Raw genomic sequence first — 17,178 nt, forward strand, 5'->3', positions numbered from 1 at the left:
CGACGAGAACCGGGATGTCACGTGTTCCTCCTGCTCCGCCGACCGGACGACGCCTGGGCCGCCGACCTCGCCGCGCACGGCGTCACCGCGCCGGGCCCGCTCCGGGAACTCTGGTTGCTGGCCACCCGACCGGGCCTGCTCGCGCTGCGGATCGCCCGCCTGCAACAGCGCACCGACCGGCGCGCCCGGCACGTCTCGCACCTGCTGCGGTCGGTCAACCACTTCCTCACCGGCGCGGACCTCTCGCCGGGGTGCGTGCTCGGGCCCGGCGTGCGGCTGGAGCACCCGAACGGCGTGGTGATCGGGTGCGGCGCCGTGGTGGGGCGCGGCGCTTTCATCTGCCAGCGGGTGACGTTGGGCGAACGGCTCGGGCGCGGCGAGCCCGCGTACCCGGTGGTCGGCGACGACGTGTTCCTGGGCGCGGGCGCGACCGTGCTCGGCGGGGTGCGCATCGGCGACGGCGCGCGGATCGGCGCGGGCGCGGTGGTGCTGCACGACGTGCCGGCCGGCGCGACCGCCGTCGGCAACCCCGCTCGGCTCATACCGTGAGCACCGTGTTGTACGGCAACAACCCCGGGCACACGCGCTCCTGGTAGCCGTGCTCGCGGACGGTCGCCAGCACGGCCGCGCGGGACGCCTCGGTCGGCGTTTCCACCAGCAGCAGCGGCCGCCACTCGGCCAGCAGCCCGGACGCGCCGCGCAGCACCGCCGGCTCGTCGCCCTCGACGTCGACCTTCACGCAGTCCACCCGCGGCCGGCCGGCGCGTTCCCACAGGCTGTCCAGCGTGCGCACGGGCAGCGGCACGCCGCTCTCGGCGCGGTGGGTGAACGCGTTGTCCCGGGTGACCTGGAACGGCACGTCGGCGGCGTGGTCGCCCAAACCCAGCTGGTGCACCACGACGTTGGACAACCCGGCCGCGCCGATCGCGTTGCGCAGCCGGCGCGCGGTGTCCGGGATCGGCTCGAACGCCCACACCTCGCTGAACGGCCGGTGCGCGGCCACCAGCAGGGAGAACCAGCCGATGTTCGCGCCGACGTCGACGAACACGCCGCCCGCCTTCGTCGCGCCGGCCAGGACCTCGCCCTCGGCGTGCTCGTACCCGGCGCTGACCACGGCCATCCTGGCCAGCGCGCCGCCGCCGTCGAGCCGCAGCGACACACCGGGCGACACGGACGCCTTGACCGCCGGCACCCCGGTGCGCGGCAGCGCCCGGTCCAGCAGCCGCAGCACGGAGTGGTTCAGCACGCCACCGGTCACCGCGGCGTGCGCGGCGGCCAACCCGCGGACGGCGTGCACCCGGCACCACACGCCGAGGTCGGTGCGCTCGACTTCCAAGCGGGGACGCGGGATCGCGCTGCGCGGCACCGTCACGACACGAGTCCGTTCCGGACGAACACGCCGTCGCACTGGAGCATCCGGCCGGTGCGCGGATCGCTGAACCCCGGTTCCAGGCCCCACAGCGCGAAGTCGTGACCCGCCAGGGCGTCCACCAGCTCGTCCATCAACAGCTGCCCCTGGTACAGCTCGACCAGCGACAGCTCCAGCTGCACGGCGGCCAGCGACTTCAGCGACCGCTGCGCGCCGGCCAGCACGTGCGCCTCGTACCCCTGCACGTCGACCTTGAGCAGCGTGCGCTCGGCCGGCAGCCGCAGTTCCCCGACCAGCTTGTCCACCGTCGTCATCCGCGCCGTCTCGACGCCGGTGAACCGGGCCTCGGGCGCGGCGCCCGCGTGCGCGGGCAGCATGTCGAGCACCGACGAGGACGCGCCCTGGTTCGCCGCCACGTTGATCCGCACCTCGCCCTCGCGCTCGCCGAGCGCCACCCGGTGCGCCGACCACAGCCGGTCCCGGGCGCAGGCCTGGCGCAGGTCGGCGAACGGCGCGGCCAGCGGTTCGCACGAGACCAGCGCGCCGGTGTACCCGGACTCGCGGAGCAGGGCGGCGTACTGGCCGGAGTTCGCGCCGACGTCCAGCACCGTCGTCACGCCGAGCAGCCCGGTGAGCCGGACCAGCCGGTGCGGGAACGGGTTGCGGGTGATCGCGATGCCCGCCCTGGTCGCCGCTTTGCGGATCCTGGCGCGCACGGCGGGCGGGACGTGCCTGGCTAGGTCCACGGACAAGGGTGACTCCTCGTGTCGGCTCAAGGACGGTGTCCATACTGGACCGGCGGCGCCCGGGTTCAGGCTGCCGCGCACCGATTGCACCCGAACGCGTGGCGCGCGCGGCGGCTCGCGGGCCGACGGTCTCTCCATACTGGACCGGTGGACCGACCGAACAGCGCGCGCACCGGCGGAACCGACCGGCCGCGCCGCGGCACCCGACGTCCGGACCACGGGGAAGCCACCGGCGAACCGGATCCGGTGCCGCGGGCCAGGCGCGAGGACGACGCCCCGCCCGCGCGGGGTTCCCGGCACCGCTCGCGGGGCGACGTGGACTCCCCCACCGGGCAGGAGGAGGCGCCGGCACTGGGTCCGGCCCGCCGGCTGGGTCCGTTGCCGTTGCCGCGCACCGAGTTGCCGTCGGACACGCCCGTCGGCGAGCGGGTTCGGGTGCGGGGGTCGCTGCTCGGGTCCGCCGCGGTGCTCGCGACCGGGCAGGCCGGGGCGCAGATCGCGTCCGCGCTGCTGCTGGTGATCGCGGCCCGGGTCGGGGAGCCGCACTCGTTCGGGCTGGTCGCGATCTGGTACGCGGCCGTCACCGGCGCGGTGGTGGCGCTGGATTTCGGGGTGTCCACGCGGTTGGTGCGCGACGGCGGTGACGACGACGTGCTGAGGTCGCTCTACGGCGCCAAGTCCGCGGCGCTCGGCGGGCTCGCGGTGGTCAGCTGCGTGATCGCGTTCGCGGTGCCGGGCGCGGGGTGGCTGGTGCTCGCGGGCTGGTGTTACACCGGGTTGCGGGTGGCGGCGCTGGTGGTGCAGTCGCGGTGGCAGGCGTCCGGGCGGTTCGCGGTGAGCGCGGCGATGGTGTTCGGCGAGCGGTTGGTGGCGCTGGCGGTCGGGTGGCTGCTGGCGCTGGCCCACGTGCCGGTGCTGGTGCTCGTGCCGGTGGCCATGGTGGTCGGCGTGCTGGCGACCGGTGTCGTGCCGCTGACCGCGGCGGTGCGCGAGCTGGCCGGGCCGGGCTGGGCGCGGTTGCGGCCGGGGTTGGCGTTCGGCAGGCACTTCGCGGGCGCGTCGATCGCGGGCAACCTCGCCATGCTGGACACGGTGGTGGTCGGCGCGGTCGCGGGCGCGGAGCAGGCCGGGTACTTCGCGGCCGGGTCGCGGCTGCTCGGTCCGCTGCTGGTGCTGATCGGCGCGGCGGCGACGGTGGTGCTGGGCTCGCGGCACCGGCGCGGCGAGTCGACCAGGCTGGTCCGGGTCGTGCTGGTGCTGAGCGGGGTGCTGCTGGCGCTGCTGTGGTTCGCCGCGCCGGAACTGGTGCCGATGGTGCTCGGGCCGGAGTACCTGGCGGCGGTGGCGCCGGTCCGAGTGTACTGCCTGGCCTTCGCGTTCGTGGCGGTCGCGCACCTCCAGGCCACCGCGCTCCAGGCGGCGGGCCGCGAGGTGTTCGTCAGCCGGGTGCTGCCGGTCGGCGTGTTCTCCGGGTTGGCCGCGACGGCCGTCGGCGCGCTCGTGGCGCCGACGGCCGGTCTCTCAGCGGCGACCGGTGGCGCGATCGGCTATTGCGCGGCTTCGGCGGCCGTGTGCGCGGTGCTTCGGCTGGCCCGCCGCTAGCGCGACCAGACCCAGTGCCACGGCGAACGCGATGTGCCCGCGCGAGCTGTCGCCCAGCGGCGAGAAGAACAGGTGCCACAACGCGGCCAGCACCACGTAGGCCTCGGCGAACGACCGCCGGCGCAGCGCGGACACCAGGCCCTTGGCGCAGATTCCCACGCACAGCAGCACGAACGGCACCGCGAGCACGCCCGCCGTCACCCACGCGCCGAGCAACGTCGAGTGCAGGTACAGCGAGTCCGGCATGACGAAGGTGATCCAGTCGTAGCCGCGCACCGGGTATCCGTGGCCCTGCAACCACATCACCGCCGCCGACTTCACGTCCGACGGCACGACCGCGCCCGGTCCCCACCCGGTGATCGGGTTGCGCCACACCGCGGACACCAGGAAAACGAAGTCCTTGCGCCCGCCCACGAGCACGCCGAAGTCGCCGTCCTGGAACCCGATCTTCATCTGCTCGGTCAGGCCGAGCAGCCCGCGCACCGCGAGCGAGGAGTAGGCCCGCTGCAACGCGTACGCGGCGATCGCGGTGAACCCCAGCACGACCACCAGCAGCAGCCGCCGCCCGGAACCGGGCCTCGGCGTCGTCGGCACCACCGCGCCCGCCACCGCGAGCACGAGCGTCAGCAGCGCGAGGCTCCGCGCGCCCAGCGCCAGGTGCAGGCCGCACAACCCGAGCGCGATCAGCGGCAGCACCAGCCGGGTCCGGTCGACCCGGAGGTGTTGCGCGGCGACGAAGACGCACACGGTGAGCGCCTGGCCCGCGCCGAACTTCCACAGCCCCAGCTCGGTCGCCTCGGGCGGGGTGAGCACCAGTCCGACCAGCTCGCCGACGCCGAACCCGGCGATCAGCACGTCCCGCGACCACCCCTCGCGCACGGCGGGCACCCGCAGCACGGCCACCAGCAGCGCCACCGTCGCCACCAGCACCACCACGTTGGCCACGTTGCGCGCCACCAGCATCGGCTCGCCGCCGTTGGCCAGCGTCGCGAACGTCAAGCCCAGCAACCACAACAGGGCCAACAACAGCAGGGACCTGCCGCGCGGCAGCCGGGCGAGCACCAGCACGGCGGGCGGCGCGAGCGCCAGCGCCACCAGCTCGGTCGCCGACATCCGACCGCCCACCCGCAGGAACAGCCACAGCCCGACACCGACGGCCAGCGGCGCGGCGGCGAGCAGGAGCGGGTCCGAGCGGGTCCGGTCGAGCGCGGTCACAGACCGATCCACGTGCGGGTGCGGTGGAAGTAGCCGCCGTCGATCGCGCCGATCGGCTTGGCCGGCACGCCGCCGTAGAGCGTCTCGGCGTCGTAGGTCGCGCCCGGCACGGTCACCGCGCCCGCCGCGAGCACCGCGCGCTCGTTGAGCACCACGCCCGGCAGCACGGTGCAGCACGTCGCCACGAACGCGTGCCGCTTCATCACCACCGGCGCGAGGGTCTGCTTGCCCGAGCCCAGGTCCACGCTGTGCGACAGCACGACCGACCGCACGCCGCCGATGGTCGAGTACGGGTCGCACAGCAACCCGCCCGAGCAGTCCACGTAGTGCCGGTTGGTCAGCACGGTGTGGTCGCCCAGCTCCATCCGCGCCTGCGCCACCGAGGTCAGCGACGGCGCGACGGTGATCCAGTTGAACTGGCCGACGATCACCTCACGACCGATCCGGATCGACCGCAGGCCGCGGAACACGTTGCCGTGCCCCACGAACGACGCCGCGCCGACCTCGACCGCGCCCACGCCGAGCAGCAGGTTGATCCCCACCCGCGCGGTCGGGTGCACGCGGTGGCCCAACGCCCGCAGCAGCGCGTTCTTCGCCCGCGAGGGCGGAAGCAGCCAGACGAGCATGCGCAGGACCCCGGTCATCGGGTCACCAGCCTCCTCAGTTCGCGGTACCCGGGACTCGCGCGCAACCACGCGGTCGCCACCGTCACGCTGTGCAGCGCGGCGCCCGCCAGGGCGACGCCGACCTGCACCGGACCGCGTGCCCTCGCCCGGCGCACCGCGGTGCCCTCGAACCAGAACCTGCGCCCGAGCGCGCCGGACTTGCTGTCCCGGTGGTAGCGCAGCGCCGCCACCGGGTGGTGCACGAGGACCTGGTCCGTGACCCGCTCGGCCAGCCGGAGCATCAGGTCGAAGTCCATGACGTAGTGCAGCGCCGTGCCGAAGCCGTCGGCGAGCAGGTCGCGGCGCACGTACAGGCCGCCGGTGAACGCGTAGCACCCCAGCAGCAGCAACGGGTTCGTGCGCAGCTCGCGGGCCGGGAACTCGCGGATCGGCGTGCCGTCGGCCTGCACGAACCGCCAGCCGCCGACCACCACCTCCGGCACCCGGGTCCCGACCGCCGCGCGCACCGCGTCGAGCGCGCCGGGCAGCAGCAGGTCGTCGGCGTTGAGGAACCCGACGAGGTCGCCGCGCGCCCGGCGCAGCGCCCGGTTGAGCGCGTCGGACTGGCCGGAGTCGCGGGCGCTGACCAGCCGGACCCGGCGGTCCCGGGCGGCGAGCGCGGCCAGCACCTCCAGGCTGCCGTCGGTCGAGCCGCCGTCCTGCACCACCAGTTCGTCCACTTCGGACAGTTGTGGCAGCGCGCTGTCCAGGCACTCCCCCAGGTACCGGCCCGGATTCAGGCACGGCATGAGCAGGCTCAGCAACGGCAGCCGTCCAGTGCGGTCCGGTACGCGCCGGCGACCGCGCCGACCGCGAACGCCTCCCGCGCGTAGGCTTTGCCCCGCTCCGCGCACCGGGCGCGCAGCGCGGGGTCGTCGAGCAGCCGGCGCAACGCGGCGGCGGCCGACTCGGGCGTGCGCTCGCACACCACGGCCGCGCCGCGCTCGGCCAGCTCGTCGCCCAGGTACACCTGGTCGCTCAGCAGCACCGGCAACCCGGACTCCAACGCCTCGGCGACCGCCAGGCCGAAGTTCTCGTTGTCGCTGAGCAGCGCGAACACGTCCGCCGAGGCGAGCAGGTCGCGCCGGGCCGCCTCGTCGGCCCACCCGGCGAAGTACACCGTGCGGTCGCCGACGATCAAGCCGGCCCGGCGGCGCAGCAACGACTCCAGCTCGGCGTCGCCGCCGCCCGCGATCACCAGTTCGTCGCCCGGCCGGGCGGCCCGGTCGAACGCCTCCAGCAGCAGCGGCAGGCCCTTCTTGTGGTCGACCCGGCCGAGGAACAGCACCGTGCGGCCTTCGGCCGTGACGCGCGGTCGCGGGATCACCGGCGGCAGGCTGGTGGTCAGCGGCACGACCGCGGTCCGGGTGCTCGCGCCGAACCGGCGGACCCGCTCGGCCTCCCGCCTGGTCGTGCAGACGACGCCGCTCGCGCCGGCCAGCATGGTCCGCCACAGCGGGGCGAGGGCGAACTTGGCCAGCCGGTGCTTGCGCAGGTCGTAGTCGTCCAGGCTGCCGTGCGGCCACACCAGGTACGGCTTGCCCGCCGCGCGCGCCGCGAGCCAGCCCGCCTGCGCGACCGCGTCGAACACGCCGTGCACCACCACGACGTCGTGCCGGGCCACGAGGTCGCGCGCGGTGGGGATCAGCTCGCGGCCGAAGTGGAACCGGCCGCCGACCGGGTGCGGCGCGAGCAGGTGCACGTCGAACGACCGCACGGCCGCGCGCAGCGTGTCGGTGCCCTGCTCGGGCCGGTCCACGGTGACCAGCGCGGGCGTGTGGCCCAGGTGGCGCTCGACCGCGCCGAGCCCGGCGACGGCCGTGGACACGCCGCCGTAGGAGTCGCCGACGCTCGCGACGAAGTGCAGGACCTTCACCACTCGGTCACGCCCGCGGTCACCGGCTCGCTCGGCCGCCGCTGCTCCACCAGACCGCCGCGCAGCGCGGACAGCTCGGCGTCGACCATGATGTTCGCCAGCTCGCGGCCGTGCACCCGAGCCGTCCAGCCGAGCTTCTCGCGGGCCTTGGTCGCGTCGCCGACCAGCGCGTCCACCTCGGTCGGCCGCACGTAGCGCGGGTCGAACCGGACGTGCTCGCGCCAGTCGAGGCCGACCCGCTCGAAGGCGTACTCGGCGAACCGGCGCACCGACAGCGCGGTGCCGGTGGCGACCACGTAGTCGTCGGGCTCGTCCTGCTGGAGCATCCGCCACATCGCCTCGACGTACTCCGGCGCGTAGCCCCAGTCCCGCACCGCGTCCAGGTTGCCCAGGTGCACCGAGTCCTGGAGGCCGAGCTTGATCCGGACCGCCGCGATCGCGATCTTGCGGGTGACGAACGTCGAGCCCCGGCGCGGCGACTCGTGGTTGAACAGGATGCCGTTGACCGCGTACAGGCCGTAGGACTCGCGGTAGTTGCGGGTGATCCAGTAGCCGTAGGCCTTGGCCGCGGCGTAGGGCGAGCGCGGGTGGAACGGCGTGGTCTCGCTCTGCGGCGGCGGCGCGGCGCCGAACATCTCGGAGCTGGACGCCTGGTAGAAGCGGCAGTCGACGCCCGCGCCGCGGATCGCCTCCAGCAGCCGCACGGTGCCCAGGCCCGTGACGTCCGAGGTGTACACCGGCTCGTCGAAGCTCACGCGCACGTGGCTCTGCGCGGCCAGGTGGTAGACCTCGTCGGGTCGGATCTGGGCGAGCAGGCTGGTCAGCCTGCTGCCGTCGGTGATCTCGCCGTGGTGCAGCACCAGGCTCGGGTCGCCGTCGTGCGGGTCCCGGTAGAGGTGGTCGACGCGGCTGGTGTTGAACGTGCTCGCGCGCCGGATCACGCCGTGCACCTGGTAACCCCTGTCGATGAGCAGTTCGGCGAGGTAGCTCCCGTCCTGGCCGGTGACCCCGGTGATCAACGCTCGTTTCGACAACGCGTGCCTCCACATCGGACGGTTACCGCCGGCTAGCGCTCCAGCCGTTCGGAGGCAACGATAGGACCCGTCTCGCGAGCGAGCACTTCGTCACCGGGTGACGCGGAATCACCCGAACGGGAGGGATTTGTGGCCGAAAGACTGTCCATTGAGGACGTGGTATTCGTGGCCGGCGCGGGTGGCCTGGCCGGATCCGCGATCAGCCGCGCGCTACGTCGTCACAGCTTCACACGATTGATCGAACCTCGATCGAGCGAACTAGATCTTCTCGACCGCTCCGCCGTCACGACCTTCCTGCACCGGACCCGCCCGGACGCGATCGTGCTCGCCGCCGCCAGGGTCGGCGGCATCGCGGCGAACGACGCGGCGCCGGCCGACTTCCTGTCCGACAACCTCCGCATGCAGCTGAACGTGATGGACGCGGCGCGCGAGGTCGGCGTGCGCCGGCTGCTGTTCCTGGGCAGCTCGTGCGCCTACCCGAGGGACGCGGCGCAGCCGATGCGCGAGTCCGCGCTGCTGTCCGGCCCGCTCGAGCCGACCAACGACGGCTACGCGATCGCCAAGATCGCGGGCGTGCTCCAGGTCCAGGCGGTGCGCAGGCAGGACGGCCGGGCCTGGATCTCCGCCATGCCCACCAACCTCTACGGTCCGGGCGACAACTTCCACGCCCGCGACTCGCACGTGCTCCCCGCGCTGGTGCGCCGGTTCCACGAGGCGGTGGCCGGGGGCGCGGACACCGTCGCGCTGTGGGGCACCGGCACCCCGCGCCGGGAGTTCCTGCACGCCGACGACCTGGGCGAGGCGTGCGTCCACCTGCTGCGGCACTACGACGCGCCGGAGGCGATCAACGTCGGCACCGGCGTGGAGACCACGATCCGCGAGCTGGCCGAGCTGGTCGCCGCCGTGGCCGGGTTCCGCGGCGACCTCGCGTTCGACCCGACCATGCCCGACGGCGCGCCGCGCAAGGTGCTCGACGTCGGCCTGCTGCACGACCTCGGCTGGCGGGCGCGGATCCCGCTCGAGCGCGGTGTCGCCGAGACCTACCGGTGGTTCGCCGAGCACCGGGAGGTGGCACGCCGGTGACGTCGGTCGCGATCGTGAGCCTGAACTACGCGCCGGACGAGCACGGCGTGGCGCCCTACTCCACCGGACTGGCCCGCGGCCTCGCCGCGCGCGGGCACCGGGTGCGGCTGCTCACCGGGTTCCCCTACTACCCGCGCTGGCGGCTGCCCGAGTCCTACCGCCGGTTCCGCCGGGGTCTCGCGCACACCGAGCGGGAGGAGGGCGTCGACGTCACCCGGCTGTGGCACCACGTGCCGCGGCGGTCGACCGGCGTCGGCCGGGTGGTGCACGAGGCGTCGTTCGCCGTGCACGCCGCCGTGCGGGCGTTCCTGGACGACGCGCGGCCGGACGTGGTGGTCGGGGTCAGCCCGTCGCTGCTGTCGCTGGGCGCCGCCCGGCTGTGGGCGAGCCGCGCGAAGGTGCCGCTGGGCGTCGTGGTGCACGACCTGTACGGGCGCAGCACCAGCGAGGCGGGCGCGGTCGGCGGCGGTCGGGTCGCCGCGGCGGAACGGGCGCTGCTGGCGCGCGCGGACGGCGTCGCGGTGATCCACGAGTCGTTCCGCGACCACCTGGCGGAGGTCTACGGGATACCGCCGGAGCGGACGACGGTGATCCGCAACTGGGTGCACGTCGGCGGGTCGCCGTCGGTCGACCAGCGGGACGCGCGGGTCGAGCTGGGGTGGCCGACCGGGGGCATCGTCGCGCTGCACGCCGGGAACATGGGCGTGAAGCAGGACCTGGTGAACGTGGTCGAGGCGGCCAGGATCGCCCAGCACCGGCACGAGCCGGTGCACTTCGTGCTGATGGGCGACGGCGCGACCCGACCCGAGGTGGCGCGGCGGGCGGCGGGGCTCACGCACGTGTCGGTGGTGGGGCCGGTGACCCGCGAGCTGCTGCCCACGGCGCTGGGCGCGGCGGACGTGCTGGTGGTCAACGAGCGGCCGGGCATGCTGGGCATGTCCCTGCCCAGCAAGCTGACCTCGTACTTCTGCGCGGGCAGGCCGGTGGTCGCCGCCGCGCACCGCGACTCGTCCACCGCCGCCGAGCTGGCCGCCTCCCGGGGCGGCTGCCTGGTCGAACCCGGGGACCCGCTGGCGCTGCTGCGGGCCGTGGTCGACCTGGGCGGCGACCCGGTGCGCGCGGCGGAGCTCGCCCGCGCCGGGTTGCGGTACGCGCACGAGGAGCTGGGCCAGGAGCGCGCGCTGGCCGCCTACGACCGTTGGCTGCACGACCTGGGAGGTGCGCGGTGAGGGCGGTGCGGGTGCTGGTGGTCTGCACGGCGAACGTCTACCGGTCGAGGGTGACCGAGGAGTTGTTGCGGCTGCGGCTCGCGGGCGCGCCGGTCGACATCGGCAGCGCGGGCACCAGGGCGGCCTCCGGCGAGCCGGTACCGCCGTGCGTGCGGACCAGGCTGCGGGACCTCGGCTGCGTGGTGGCCGGGATGAGACCACCGCGCCGGCTCACCGCGGACCTGGTGCAGACCAGCGACGTGGTGATCACGCTGACCGCCGCGCAGCGCAGCGAGGTGCTGCGGCTCGTGCCCCGCGCGCTGGCCCGGACCGTGACGCTGGGCGAGCTGGCCCGCTGGTCGATGACGCCGCCGCCGCTGCCGGTCGCGTTCGCCGACCGGCTGCTCGCCCTCGTGCACACCGCGACGGACCTGCGCGGCGGCGCGGTGCACGACGACGACGTGCCGGACCCGCGGCTGATGCCCGAGCGCCGGCGCACCGACGTGGTGGCGATGATCGCCGAGCGGGTGGACGACATCGCGTCGACCCTGCTGGACCGGGCGCCGCTGGCCGGTGGTGTGCGGTGACCGCGGACGCGGTCGGCCTCCCGCTCGCGCTGTGGGCCGCGGTCGGGTTGGCGCTGCTGGTCGTCGGGGTGCTGCTGGCCCGGTACAACCACACCCGGCCCGAGGAGCGGTCCTCAGCCCTCGGGGACCGGGCGGTCCCCGGCCAACGCGGCGCACTGGACGGCGAACGCCTGGCCGTCGAGGTGGACGACGGACTGCCCGTCCGGACTGCCACCGACTGACCCGACGGCCGCGGTGGCGTACCTGATCAACCCTGGCCGCAGTGCGCTGAGCCGGTCGGCCAGGGTGATCAGCTCCGGCACGGTCAGCGCCTCGTCGATCGCCACGCCGGAGGCCGCCGCCTCGGTCAGCCGGTCCAGCAGCACGGGGTGCCGCAGCGGGTCGACCTCGCCGATCCGGGCGAGCAGCGCGGTCAGCAGCTGGTGCTGCCGCGCGATCCGGTCCAGGTCGCCGCGCGGCAGGCCGTAGCGCTGGCGGACGAACGTCAGCGCCCGGTCGCCCTCCAGCACGTTCTCGCCGGCGTCGAACGTGGTGCGGGTCAACGGATCCGTCGACTCCTCGGGCAGCACCACCCGCACGCCGCCGAGCAGCGTGGTCAGGTCGCGCAGCGCGCCGAACCCGATCTCCACCACGTGGTCGACCGCGATGCCGGCCACCGCCTCGACGGTGCGCACGGCCAGCGGCACGCCGCCCCAGGCCAGCGCCGCGTTGATCTTCGCCTCGCCGTGCCCGGGCACCTCGACCCACGCGTCGCGCGGGATGGACAGCACGTTCACCGCGCCGTCGCCGGGCGTGACGCGGACCAGCATCAGCGCGTCGGACCGCTCGCCCTCGACGCCGCCGCCCTCGTCCGCGCCGAGCCGCACGTCCGAGCCGATCACCAGGAACGTCGAGCCGCTGCCCGGTGCGAGCACCGACGGCGCCCGCACCGCGCCGGGGATCCGGCGGATGCCGAGATCCGCGGACCGGGCCAGATCCCAGGCGTACCAAGAGGACACGAGCACGACGACCGCGGCGAGGACGACCGCGGCGCGGATGGAGGCTCGCAACACCGTCATCCACCCATCGTGGCAGCGCCACCGCCGAAAGGCTTTGCCGTCACACGAAAGGACGAGATCGCGCCGAGGACTCGCGCCACTGTGGACCGAGTGGGAACGCTGTGGGCACGCACGACCAGGAGGCTGCCCGTGTCGACCCCGTACCCCCGGCGCGTCCCCCACCGCTGGCTGATCCTGCTGACCGACCTCGTGGTGCTGGCGTGGGCGCTCGCGCTGGTGCACCTGACGGGCGGCGGACCGCCGTACCCGGTCACCGCGGCGGTGTTCGCGTGCTGGTGGCTGGTGCTCGCCAGGCTGGAACTCGGCCGCGTCGGCCCGCTGCCCAGCCGGGTCGAGGTGGGCCGCGTGCTCAACGCCTCCGCGCAGGTGTGCGTGGTGGCGGTGGTCGTGGTCAGCCTGCTGCGGGTGGAGTGGGCGCGGCCGTACCTGCTCGTCGGGCTGCCCGTGGGGTGCCTGGCGCTGCTCGCGTCGCGGACCCTGTGGTGCCACTGGCTGCGCACCGAGCGGGTGCTGGGCGCGCAGCGGGCGCGGACCGTGGTGGTCGGCGAGGAGGACCACGCGACCGTGCTGTGCGAGGAGATCGAGCGCAGTCCGGACCCGGTGTACGTGGTGGTCGGCAGGCTCGCGCTGGACCGGGAGCCGCGCCAGGGCCAGGACGTGGTGGCCGAGATCATCGACGTGGTGCGGCGCCGGCAGGCCGACGCGGTGCTGGTGACCGCGTGCCCGACGCTCGACTTCGAGACCGCGCGCCGGCTGCGCTGGGAGCTGGAGGGCACCGGGGTGCACCTGGCGGTCGTGCCGCCGATCAGCGCGGTCACCATGAGCAGGTTGCGCAGCACGACGGTGGCCGGGCTTCCGATGCTCTCCGTGGCCGAACCCCGGTTCAGCGGCCCCGCCCGGGTGACCAAGCGGCTGGTGGACGTGCTGGCGTCGGCGGTGCTGCTGACGCTGTTCTCGCCGCTGCTCGCGGTGATCGCGGTGGCCGTGCGGCGCGACGGCGGCCCGGCGCTGTACCGGCAGCAGCGCATCGGCCGGGCGGGCCGGCCGTTCGCGATGGTCAAGTTCCGGTCCATGATCGCGGGCGCGGACCGGCTGCGGGACGTGCTGGCGCACCGCAACGACGCGGACGGGTTGCTGTTCAAGCTGTTCGACGACCCGCGCGTGACGACGGTGGGCCGGTTCCTGCGCCGATGGTCGCTGGACGAGCTGCCGCAGCTGTGGAACGTGCTGGTGGGCGACATGAGCCTGGTCGGCCCCCGACCGCCGCTGGCCGACGAGGTGCTGGGCTACACCCGGCTGCTGCACCGGCGGCTGCTGGTGAAACCGGGCATGACGGGCCTGTGGCAGGTCGGCGGCCGGTCCAACCTCAGCTGGGAGGAAGGCCTGCGGCTGGACTTCTACTACGTGGAGAACTGGTCCCTGCTGCTCGACGCGACCATCCTGTTCCGCACCGCCCGGGCCGTCCTGGACGGCGACGGCGCGTACTGACCGCGGTCCGGCACGCGCCGCACCGGCGGTCGCGCCGGGCTCGGCACGCGCCGATCCCGCTCCGCCCGCACCCCGGCGGTTCCGGCCGGGCACCGCTCCGGCTCCGTCGCCCGCGCGGACGCTGCCCGCAGCGGTTACCCGGCCACCGACAGGCGGATGGGCGGGACCCCTCGTCGGGTCCCGCCCACCCGGGCCGTCAGTCGTTGGTCGCCGCCACCCGGCGCCGACCCCACTTGAACAGGCCCGTCGAGTCCGGTGCCTCCTCGACCACCTGGTGGCGCGACCAGTACCGGTAGTAGCCCTGGGCGTCGCGGTGCACGGCGCGGGTTTGGTTCAGGACCATGCCGAGCACCGAGTTGCCGACCGATTCCAGCTGCCGGAGCGTGCGCTGGACCTCGGAGCGCTTGGTGCTGCGCTCCTTGACAACCACCACGGTGCCCGTCACGTGCTTGCCGAGCACCACCGCGTCGGTCACCGGCAGCACCGGCGGCGCGTCCACGATCACGATGTCGAAATCGCGTTCCAGCTCGCGCAGCACCGCGCGCATCGACTCGGAGTTCAGCAGCTCGCTCGGGTTCGGCGGCACGTCGCCCGCGGTCAGCACGCGCAACCCGGTGCCGCCCCAGCGCTGCATCGCCTCGCCGAGCTTGACCCGGCCCAGCAGCACCGTGGTGAGGCCCACCGAGTCGACCAGACCCAGGTAGTGCGCGAGGCGCGGGCAGCGCAGGTCGGCGTCGACCAGCGCGACCTTGCGGCCCTCGTGCACCAGCGACAGCGCCAGGTTGGTCGCCGTCGTGCTCTTGCCCTCGGCCGACACCGCGGAGGTGATCACGACCGACTTGACCCCGTGCGCGGCGTCCACGAACTGGAGGCTGGTGCGCAGCTGGCGGAACGCCTCGGCGCGCGGCCCCTCCTCGTTGCCCACCAGCGCGGGCACCCGGTTCGCCGACCGGTCCCGCGGCACCTCGCCGAGCAGCACCGCCCCGGTGGCGGCGCGCAGGTCCGACTCGTCGTGCACGGTGGTGTCCAGCGACGTGCGCACCAGCGCCAGCACGACGCCCGCGAGCAGGCCGAAGGCGAACCCGCCGAGCAGCGACAGCGGCCGGGACGGCGCGACCGGCGCGGCGGGCACCGACGCCTCCTGCACCACGCTCACCCGCACCGGGGAGTCACCGCCCGCCACCGGGCGCTCGATCGCGCCGACCGCGTCCACCAGCTTGGCCGCCAGCGCGTTCGCGGACCGCGCGGCCCGCTCCCGGTCGGTGTCCCGGACGCTGATCGAGATCAGCACCGTGTCCAGCGGCGCGGTCACGGTCGCCCGCGCGCGGAGCTGGTCGGCCGTGACCCCGCCGCCCACCTCCTCGGCGGCGGGGTCGAGCACCCGCGAGGTGGTGACGAGGTCGGCGTACGACTTCACCCGCTGCTGGGAGAACGTGCCGCCCTGGTACAGCTCGGCCGGGTCGTCGGACCCGGTGGTGGACACGAAGAGCTTCGTCGTCGCCTCGTACCTCGGTGCGGCCACCATCAGGTATCCGGCCGAGGCGATCACCCCGAGCACGACCGACAAGGTGACGAGCAACCAGTTGCGCCGCAGCGCTCTCAGATACGAACCGAAGTCCATCTGTCCTCTTCTGCCGGTGGATCAGCTGACGACGGCGTTCTCGTGGTTGCGGTCGCCCGCCCTCGGTGCCGTCCGACTCGGCGGGATCTCCCACTCGGCGGTGGTGAGCTCGGCGGGCAGGGCGGTGTCCGCGGTGGACTTCGCCGCGCCGACCAGGTCGCCGACCTGCTTCAGGCCGTCCACGATCGCGGACTGGGCGTCGAGCACGACCCGGAGCCTGCCGACCGCCTGGGCGATCACGTCGTCCGCGCGCTGCCGTGCCGCGCGCTCCACGCGGACCGCCTCGGCCTCGGCCTGCACCTTGCGGCTGCGCAGGTCGGCGGCGACCTGCTCGGCCTCCTGCTCGGCGCCGCGGCGGATGTCGGAGGCCTGCGCGTTGGCGTCGCGCATCAGCACGCTCGCGTGCCGCTCGGCGTCCTGGCGCAGCTTCTCGGCCTGGTCCTTCGCCTCGCGCACCACGGCCTCGGCCTGCTGCTCGGCGTAGGCGACGATCTCGGCCACCCGCTCGCCGAAGTGGCTCGGCGCGGTGACGACCACCGGTTCGGGCGCGGTCGTGGCGAGCGCCGGCGCGGCGACCGGCTCGCGGGCGCGCAGTCGCGCGAGGTCGCGCTCCGCCGCCTCCAGCGCCGCCGCGTCCCGCCGCGCGCGCTCGGCGAGCGCGTGCACGTACTCGTCCACCTGCCTGCGGTCGTACCCGCGCACGACGACCCCGAACTTCGGCACGTCGTCCTTCGCCAGCGCGGTGTCCACGGCTTCGATGTCCACGTCCTGCACCTCCGGTCTCGATTCGCTCCGCCGATCGCCCCAGTTTTGTGATCAGCGGGCCGGCGGGCCGGGTGGAGGACGGCGCACAGCCTGAAAGAGGGAAAAGATCACCTGTTCGAGGAGACGCGCGAAACGCGGGTGAACGGCCGCGCGGGATCGCGCACAGTCGCCGCCGGGCCGGGCGGCCCCCCGCGCCCGCACCGAGCGGGTGATCACGTCACCCCAGGTCAACGCGGTCCGCCGCACGGTCGGTCGCGAGTGGACCCACCAACGCGTTCTCCTGGGCGCACAAGGGTGAGTCGAATTGCCGACCTGGGTGAACGCGGGTTTGGTGAGGTGCGGCACCGTCCCGGCGCCTGAAAGTCCATTGTGGAGGTTCGTATGTCGCGTCCCACCCGTATCGCCTCCGTGCTCGTGGCCGGAGCGTCCGCGATGATCGCGTTCGCCGGGTTCGCCGGCGCCGCGACCGCGACGGAGGCGCCGCCGGCCGCGCCGAGCGTCGCCGTCGTCGACTGCACGACCACGGCGGTCGATCTGATCGACGCAACGCGGTCGTTGTCCCAGGCGATCGCCACGGACAACAACGTGCTCGCGCTCGCGAAGCTGAACTCGGTGAAGGCCCTGTTCTCGGCGCTCTCGGGCGGCTGCATCAAGTCGGAGAACCTGGGGTGCACCGCGATCGCGAGCGCCGCGCAGTCGCACCTGAAGGCGGCCGTGACCTACGCGTCCAACCCCGGCCAGGCGTTCACCGAGGTGCAGGCGTTCGGCGGCGAGATCTCCAACCTGAGCCTCATCGGCTGCCTCAAGGCGTGACGCGTCCGGCGCGGCGGGTGGGGTGTGGCCCCCCCCCCCGCGCCGGCC

17 protein-coding genes are annotated in these 17,178 nt (G+C 74.3%); 7 read left to right on the forward strand and 10 right to left on the reverse strand.

Going from position 1 to position 17,178, the window contains the following annotated elements; genetic code table 11:
- Positions 1-21: 21 nt before the first annotated feature.
- Positions 22-549 carry a serine acetyltransferase gene (locus AB0G50_RS29320; RefSeq protein WP_360114764.1) on the forward strand — a complete coding sequence of 176 codons (528 nt, stop codon included), beginning with the start codon at positions 22-24 and terminating at the stop codon, positions 547-549.
- On the opposite strand, the gene AB0G50_RS29325 is transcribed toward AB0G50_RS29320, so the two are convergent.
- Together AB0G50_RS29325 and AB0G50_RS29330 are read right to left on the reverse strand one after the other, a co-directional pair.
- Entirely contained in the window at positions 539-1,372 is an 834-nt protein-coding gene (locus AB0G50_RS29325) for an FkbM family methyltransferase (protein ID WP_360114767.1), read from the reverse strand. The genes AB0G50_RS29320 and AB0G50_RS29325 overlap by 11 nt on opposite strands.
- The gene (locus AB0G50_RS29330) at positions 1,369-2,115 is read right to left on the reverse strand and encodes an FkbM family methyltransferase (RefSeq protein ID WP_360114809.1); all 747 of its coding nucleotides are present in this window, start codon (positions 2,113-2,115) and stop codon (positions 1,369-1,371) included. Before AB0G50_RS29330 ends, AB0G50_RS29325 begins: the two co-directional genes overlap by 4 nt.
- Before the next feature lie 147 nt (positions 2,116-2,262).
- On the opposite strand from AB0G50_RS29330, the gene AB0G50_RS29335 reads away from it, so the two are divergent.
- Positions 2,263-3,717 (forward strand): lipopolysaccharide biosynthesis protein, encoded by a 1,455-nt coding sequence (locus AB0G50_RS29335; protein WP_360114770.1) that lies wholly within the window; start codon positions 2,263-2,265, stop codon positions 3,715-3,717.
- Here AB0G50_RS29335 and AB0G50_RS29340 read toward each other — a convergent pair.
- The 5 genes from AB0G50_RS29340 to gmd are packed head-to-tail and all read right to left on the reverse strand — an operon-like array spanning position 3,637 to position 8,507.
- On the reverse strand, positions 3,637-4,932 hold the full coding sequence (locus AB0G50_RS29340) for a hypothetical protein (protein ID WP_360114773.1): 1,296 nt from the start codon (positions 4,930-4,932) through the stop codon (positions 3,637-3,639). The genes AB0G50_RS29335 and AB0G50_RS29340 overlap by 81 nt on opposite strands.
- Positions 4,929-5,576 (reverse strand): hypothetical protein, encoded by a 648-nt coding sequence (locus tag AB0G50_RS29345; protein ID WP_360114776.1) that lies wholly within the window; start codon positions 5,574-5,576, stop codon positions 4,929-4,931. Before AB0G50_RS29345 ends, AB0G50_RS29340 begins: the two co-directional genes overlap by 4 nt.
- Positions 5,573-6,361 (reverse strand): glycosyltransferase, encoded by a 789-nt coding sequence (locus AB0G50_RS29350; protein ID WP_360114779.1) that lies wholly within the window; start codon positions 6,359-6,361, stop codon positions 5,573-5,575. The genes AB0G50_RS29345 and AB0G50_RS29350 overlap by 4 nt, the downstream gene beginning before the upstream one ends.
- Positions 6,355-7,476: a glycosyltransferase gene (locus tag AB0G50_RS29355; protein WP_360114782.1), complete on the reverse strand. Its 1,122-nt coding sequence runs from the start codon at positions 7,474-7,476 to the stop codon at positions 6,355-6,357. Before AB0G50_RS29355 ends, AB0G50_RS29350 begins: the two co-directional genes overlap by 7 nt.
- Entirely contained in the window at positions 7,470-8,507 is a 1,038-nt protein-coding gene (gene gmd / locus AB0G50_RS29360; protein WP_360114785.1) for a GDP-mannose 4,6-dehydratase, read from the reverse strand. The genes AB0G50_RS29355 and gmd overlap by 7 nt, the downstream gene beginning before the upstream one ends.
- Before the next feature lie 165 nt (positions 8,508-8,672).
- Between gmd and AB0G50_RS29365 the strand changes: the two genes are divergently transcribed.
- The 3 genes from AB0G50_RS29365 to AB0G50_RS29375 are packed head-to-tail and all read left to right on the forward strand — an operon-like array spanning position 8,673 to position 11,385.
- Positions 8,673-9,590: a GDP-L-fucose synthase gene (locus AB0G50_RS29365; protein WP_360114812.1), complete on the forward strand. Its 918-nt coding sequence runs from the start codon at positions 8,673-8,675 to the stop codon at positions 9,588-9,590.
- Complete coding sequence (locus tag AB0G50_RS29370; protein ID WP_360114788.1) at positions 9,587-10,819, forward strand: glycosyltransferase; 1,233 nt, start codon at positions 9,587-9,589, stop codon at positions 10,817-10,819. The genes AB0G50_RS29365 and AB0G50_RS29370 overlap by 4 nt, the downstream gene beginning before the upstream one ends.
- A complete protein-coding gene (locus AB0G50_RS29375) occupies positions 10,816-11,385 on the forward strand; it encodes a hypothetical protein (protein ID WP_360114791.1) in 570 nt (189 codons plus the stop codon). Before AB0G50_RS29370 ends, AB0G50_RS29375 begins: the two co-directional genes overlap by 4 nt.
- A gap of 113 nt (positions 11,386-11,498) precedes the next feature.
- Here the strand turns inward: AB0G50_RS29375 and AB0G50_RS29380 are convergent, their stop codons facing one another.
- Entirely contained in the window at positions 11,499-12,443 is a 945-nt protein-coding gene (locus tag AB0G50_RS29380) for an LCP family protein (protein ID WP_360114794.1), read from the reverse strand.
- A 129-nt stretch (positions 12,444-12,572) separates the two neighbouring features.
- On the opposite strand from AB0G50_RS29380, the gene AB0G50_RS29385 reads away from it, so the two are divergent.
- Positions 12,573-13,931, forward strand: a complete 1,359-nt coding sequence (locus tag AB0G50_RS29385) for a sugar transferase (protein WP_360114797.1) — start codon at positions 12,573-12,575, stop codon at positions 13,929-13,931.
- Between the two features lie 196 nt (positions 13,932-14,127).
- On the opposite strand, the gene AB0G50_RS29390 is transcribed toward AB0G50_RS29385, so the two are convergent.
- Positions 14,128-15,552, reverse strand: a complete 1,425-nt coding sequence (locus AB0G50_RS29390) for a polysaccharide biosynthesis tyrosine autokinase (RefSeq protein WP_360114800.1) — start codon at positions 15,550-15,552, stop codon at positions 14,128-14,130.
- 21 nt (positions 15,553-15,573) lie between these two features.
- Positions 15,574-16,317: a hypothetical protein gene (locus tag AB0G50_RS29395; protein WP_360114803.1), complete on the reverse strand. Its 744-nt coding sequence runs from the start codon at positions 16,315-16,317 to the stop codon at positions 15,574-15,576.
- Positions 16,318-16,698: 381 nt separating this feature from the next.
- On the opposite strand from AB0G50_RS29395, the gene AB0G50_RS29400 reads away from it, so the two are divergent.
- Entirely contained in the window at positions 16,699-17,130 is a 432-nt protein-coding gene (locus tag AB0G50_RS29400; RefSeq protein WP_360114806.1) for a hypothetical protein, read from the forward strand.
- The last annotated feature ends 48 nt before the right edge of the window (positions 17,131-17,178 follow it).

The organism is Actinosynnema sp. NPDC020468 (assembly GCF_040642015.1).
In the GTDB taxonomy this organism is placed as follows: Bacteria; Actinomycetota; Actinomycetes; order Mycobacteriales; family Pseudonocardiaceae; genus Actinosynnema.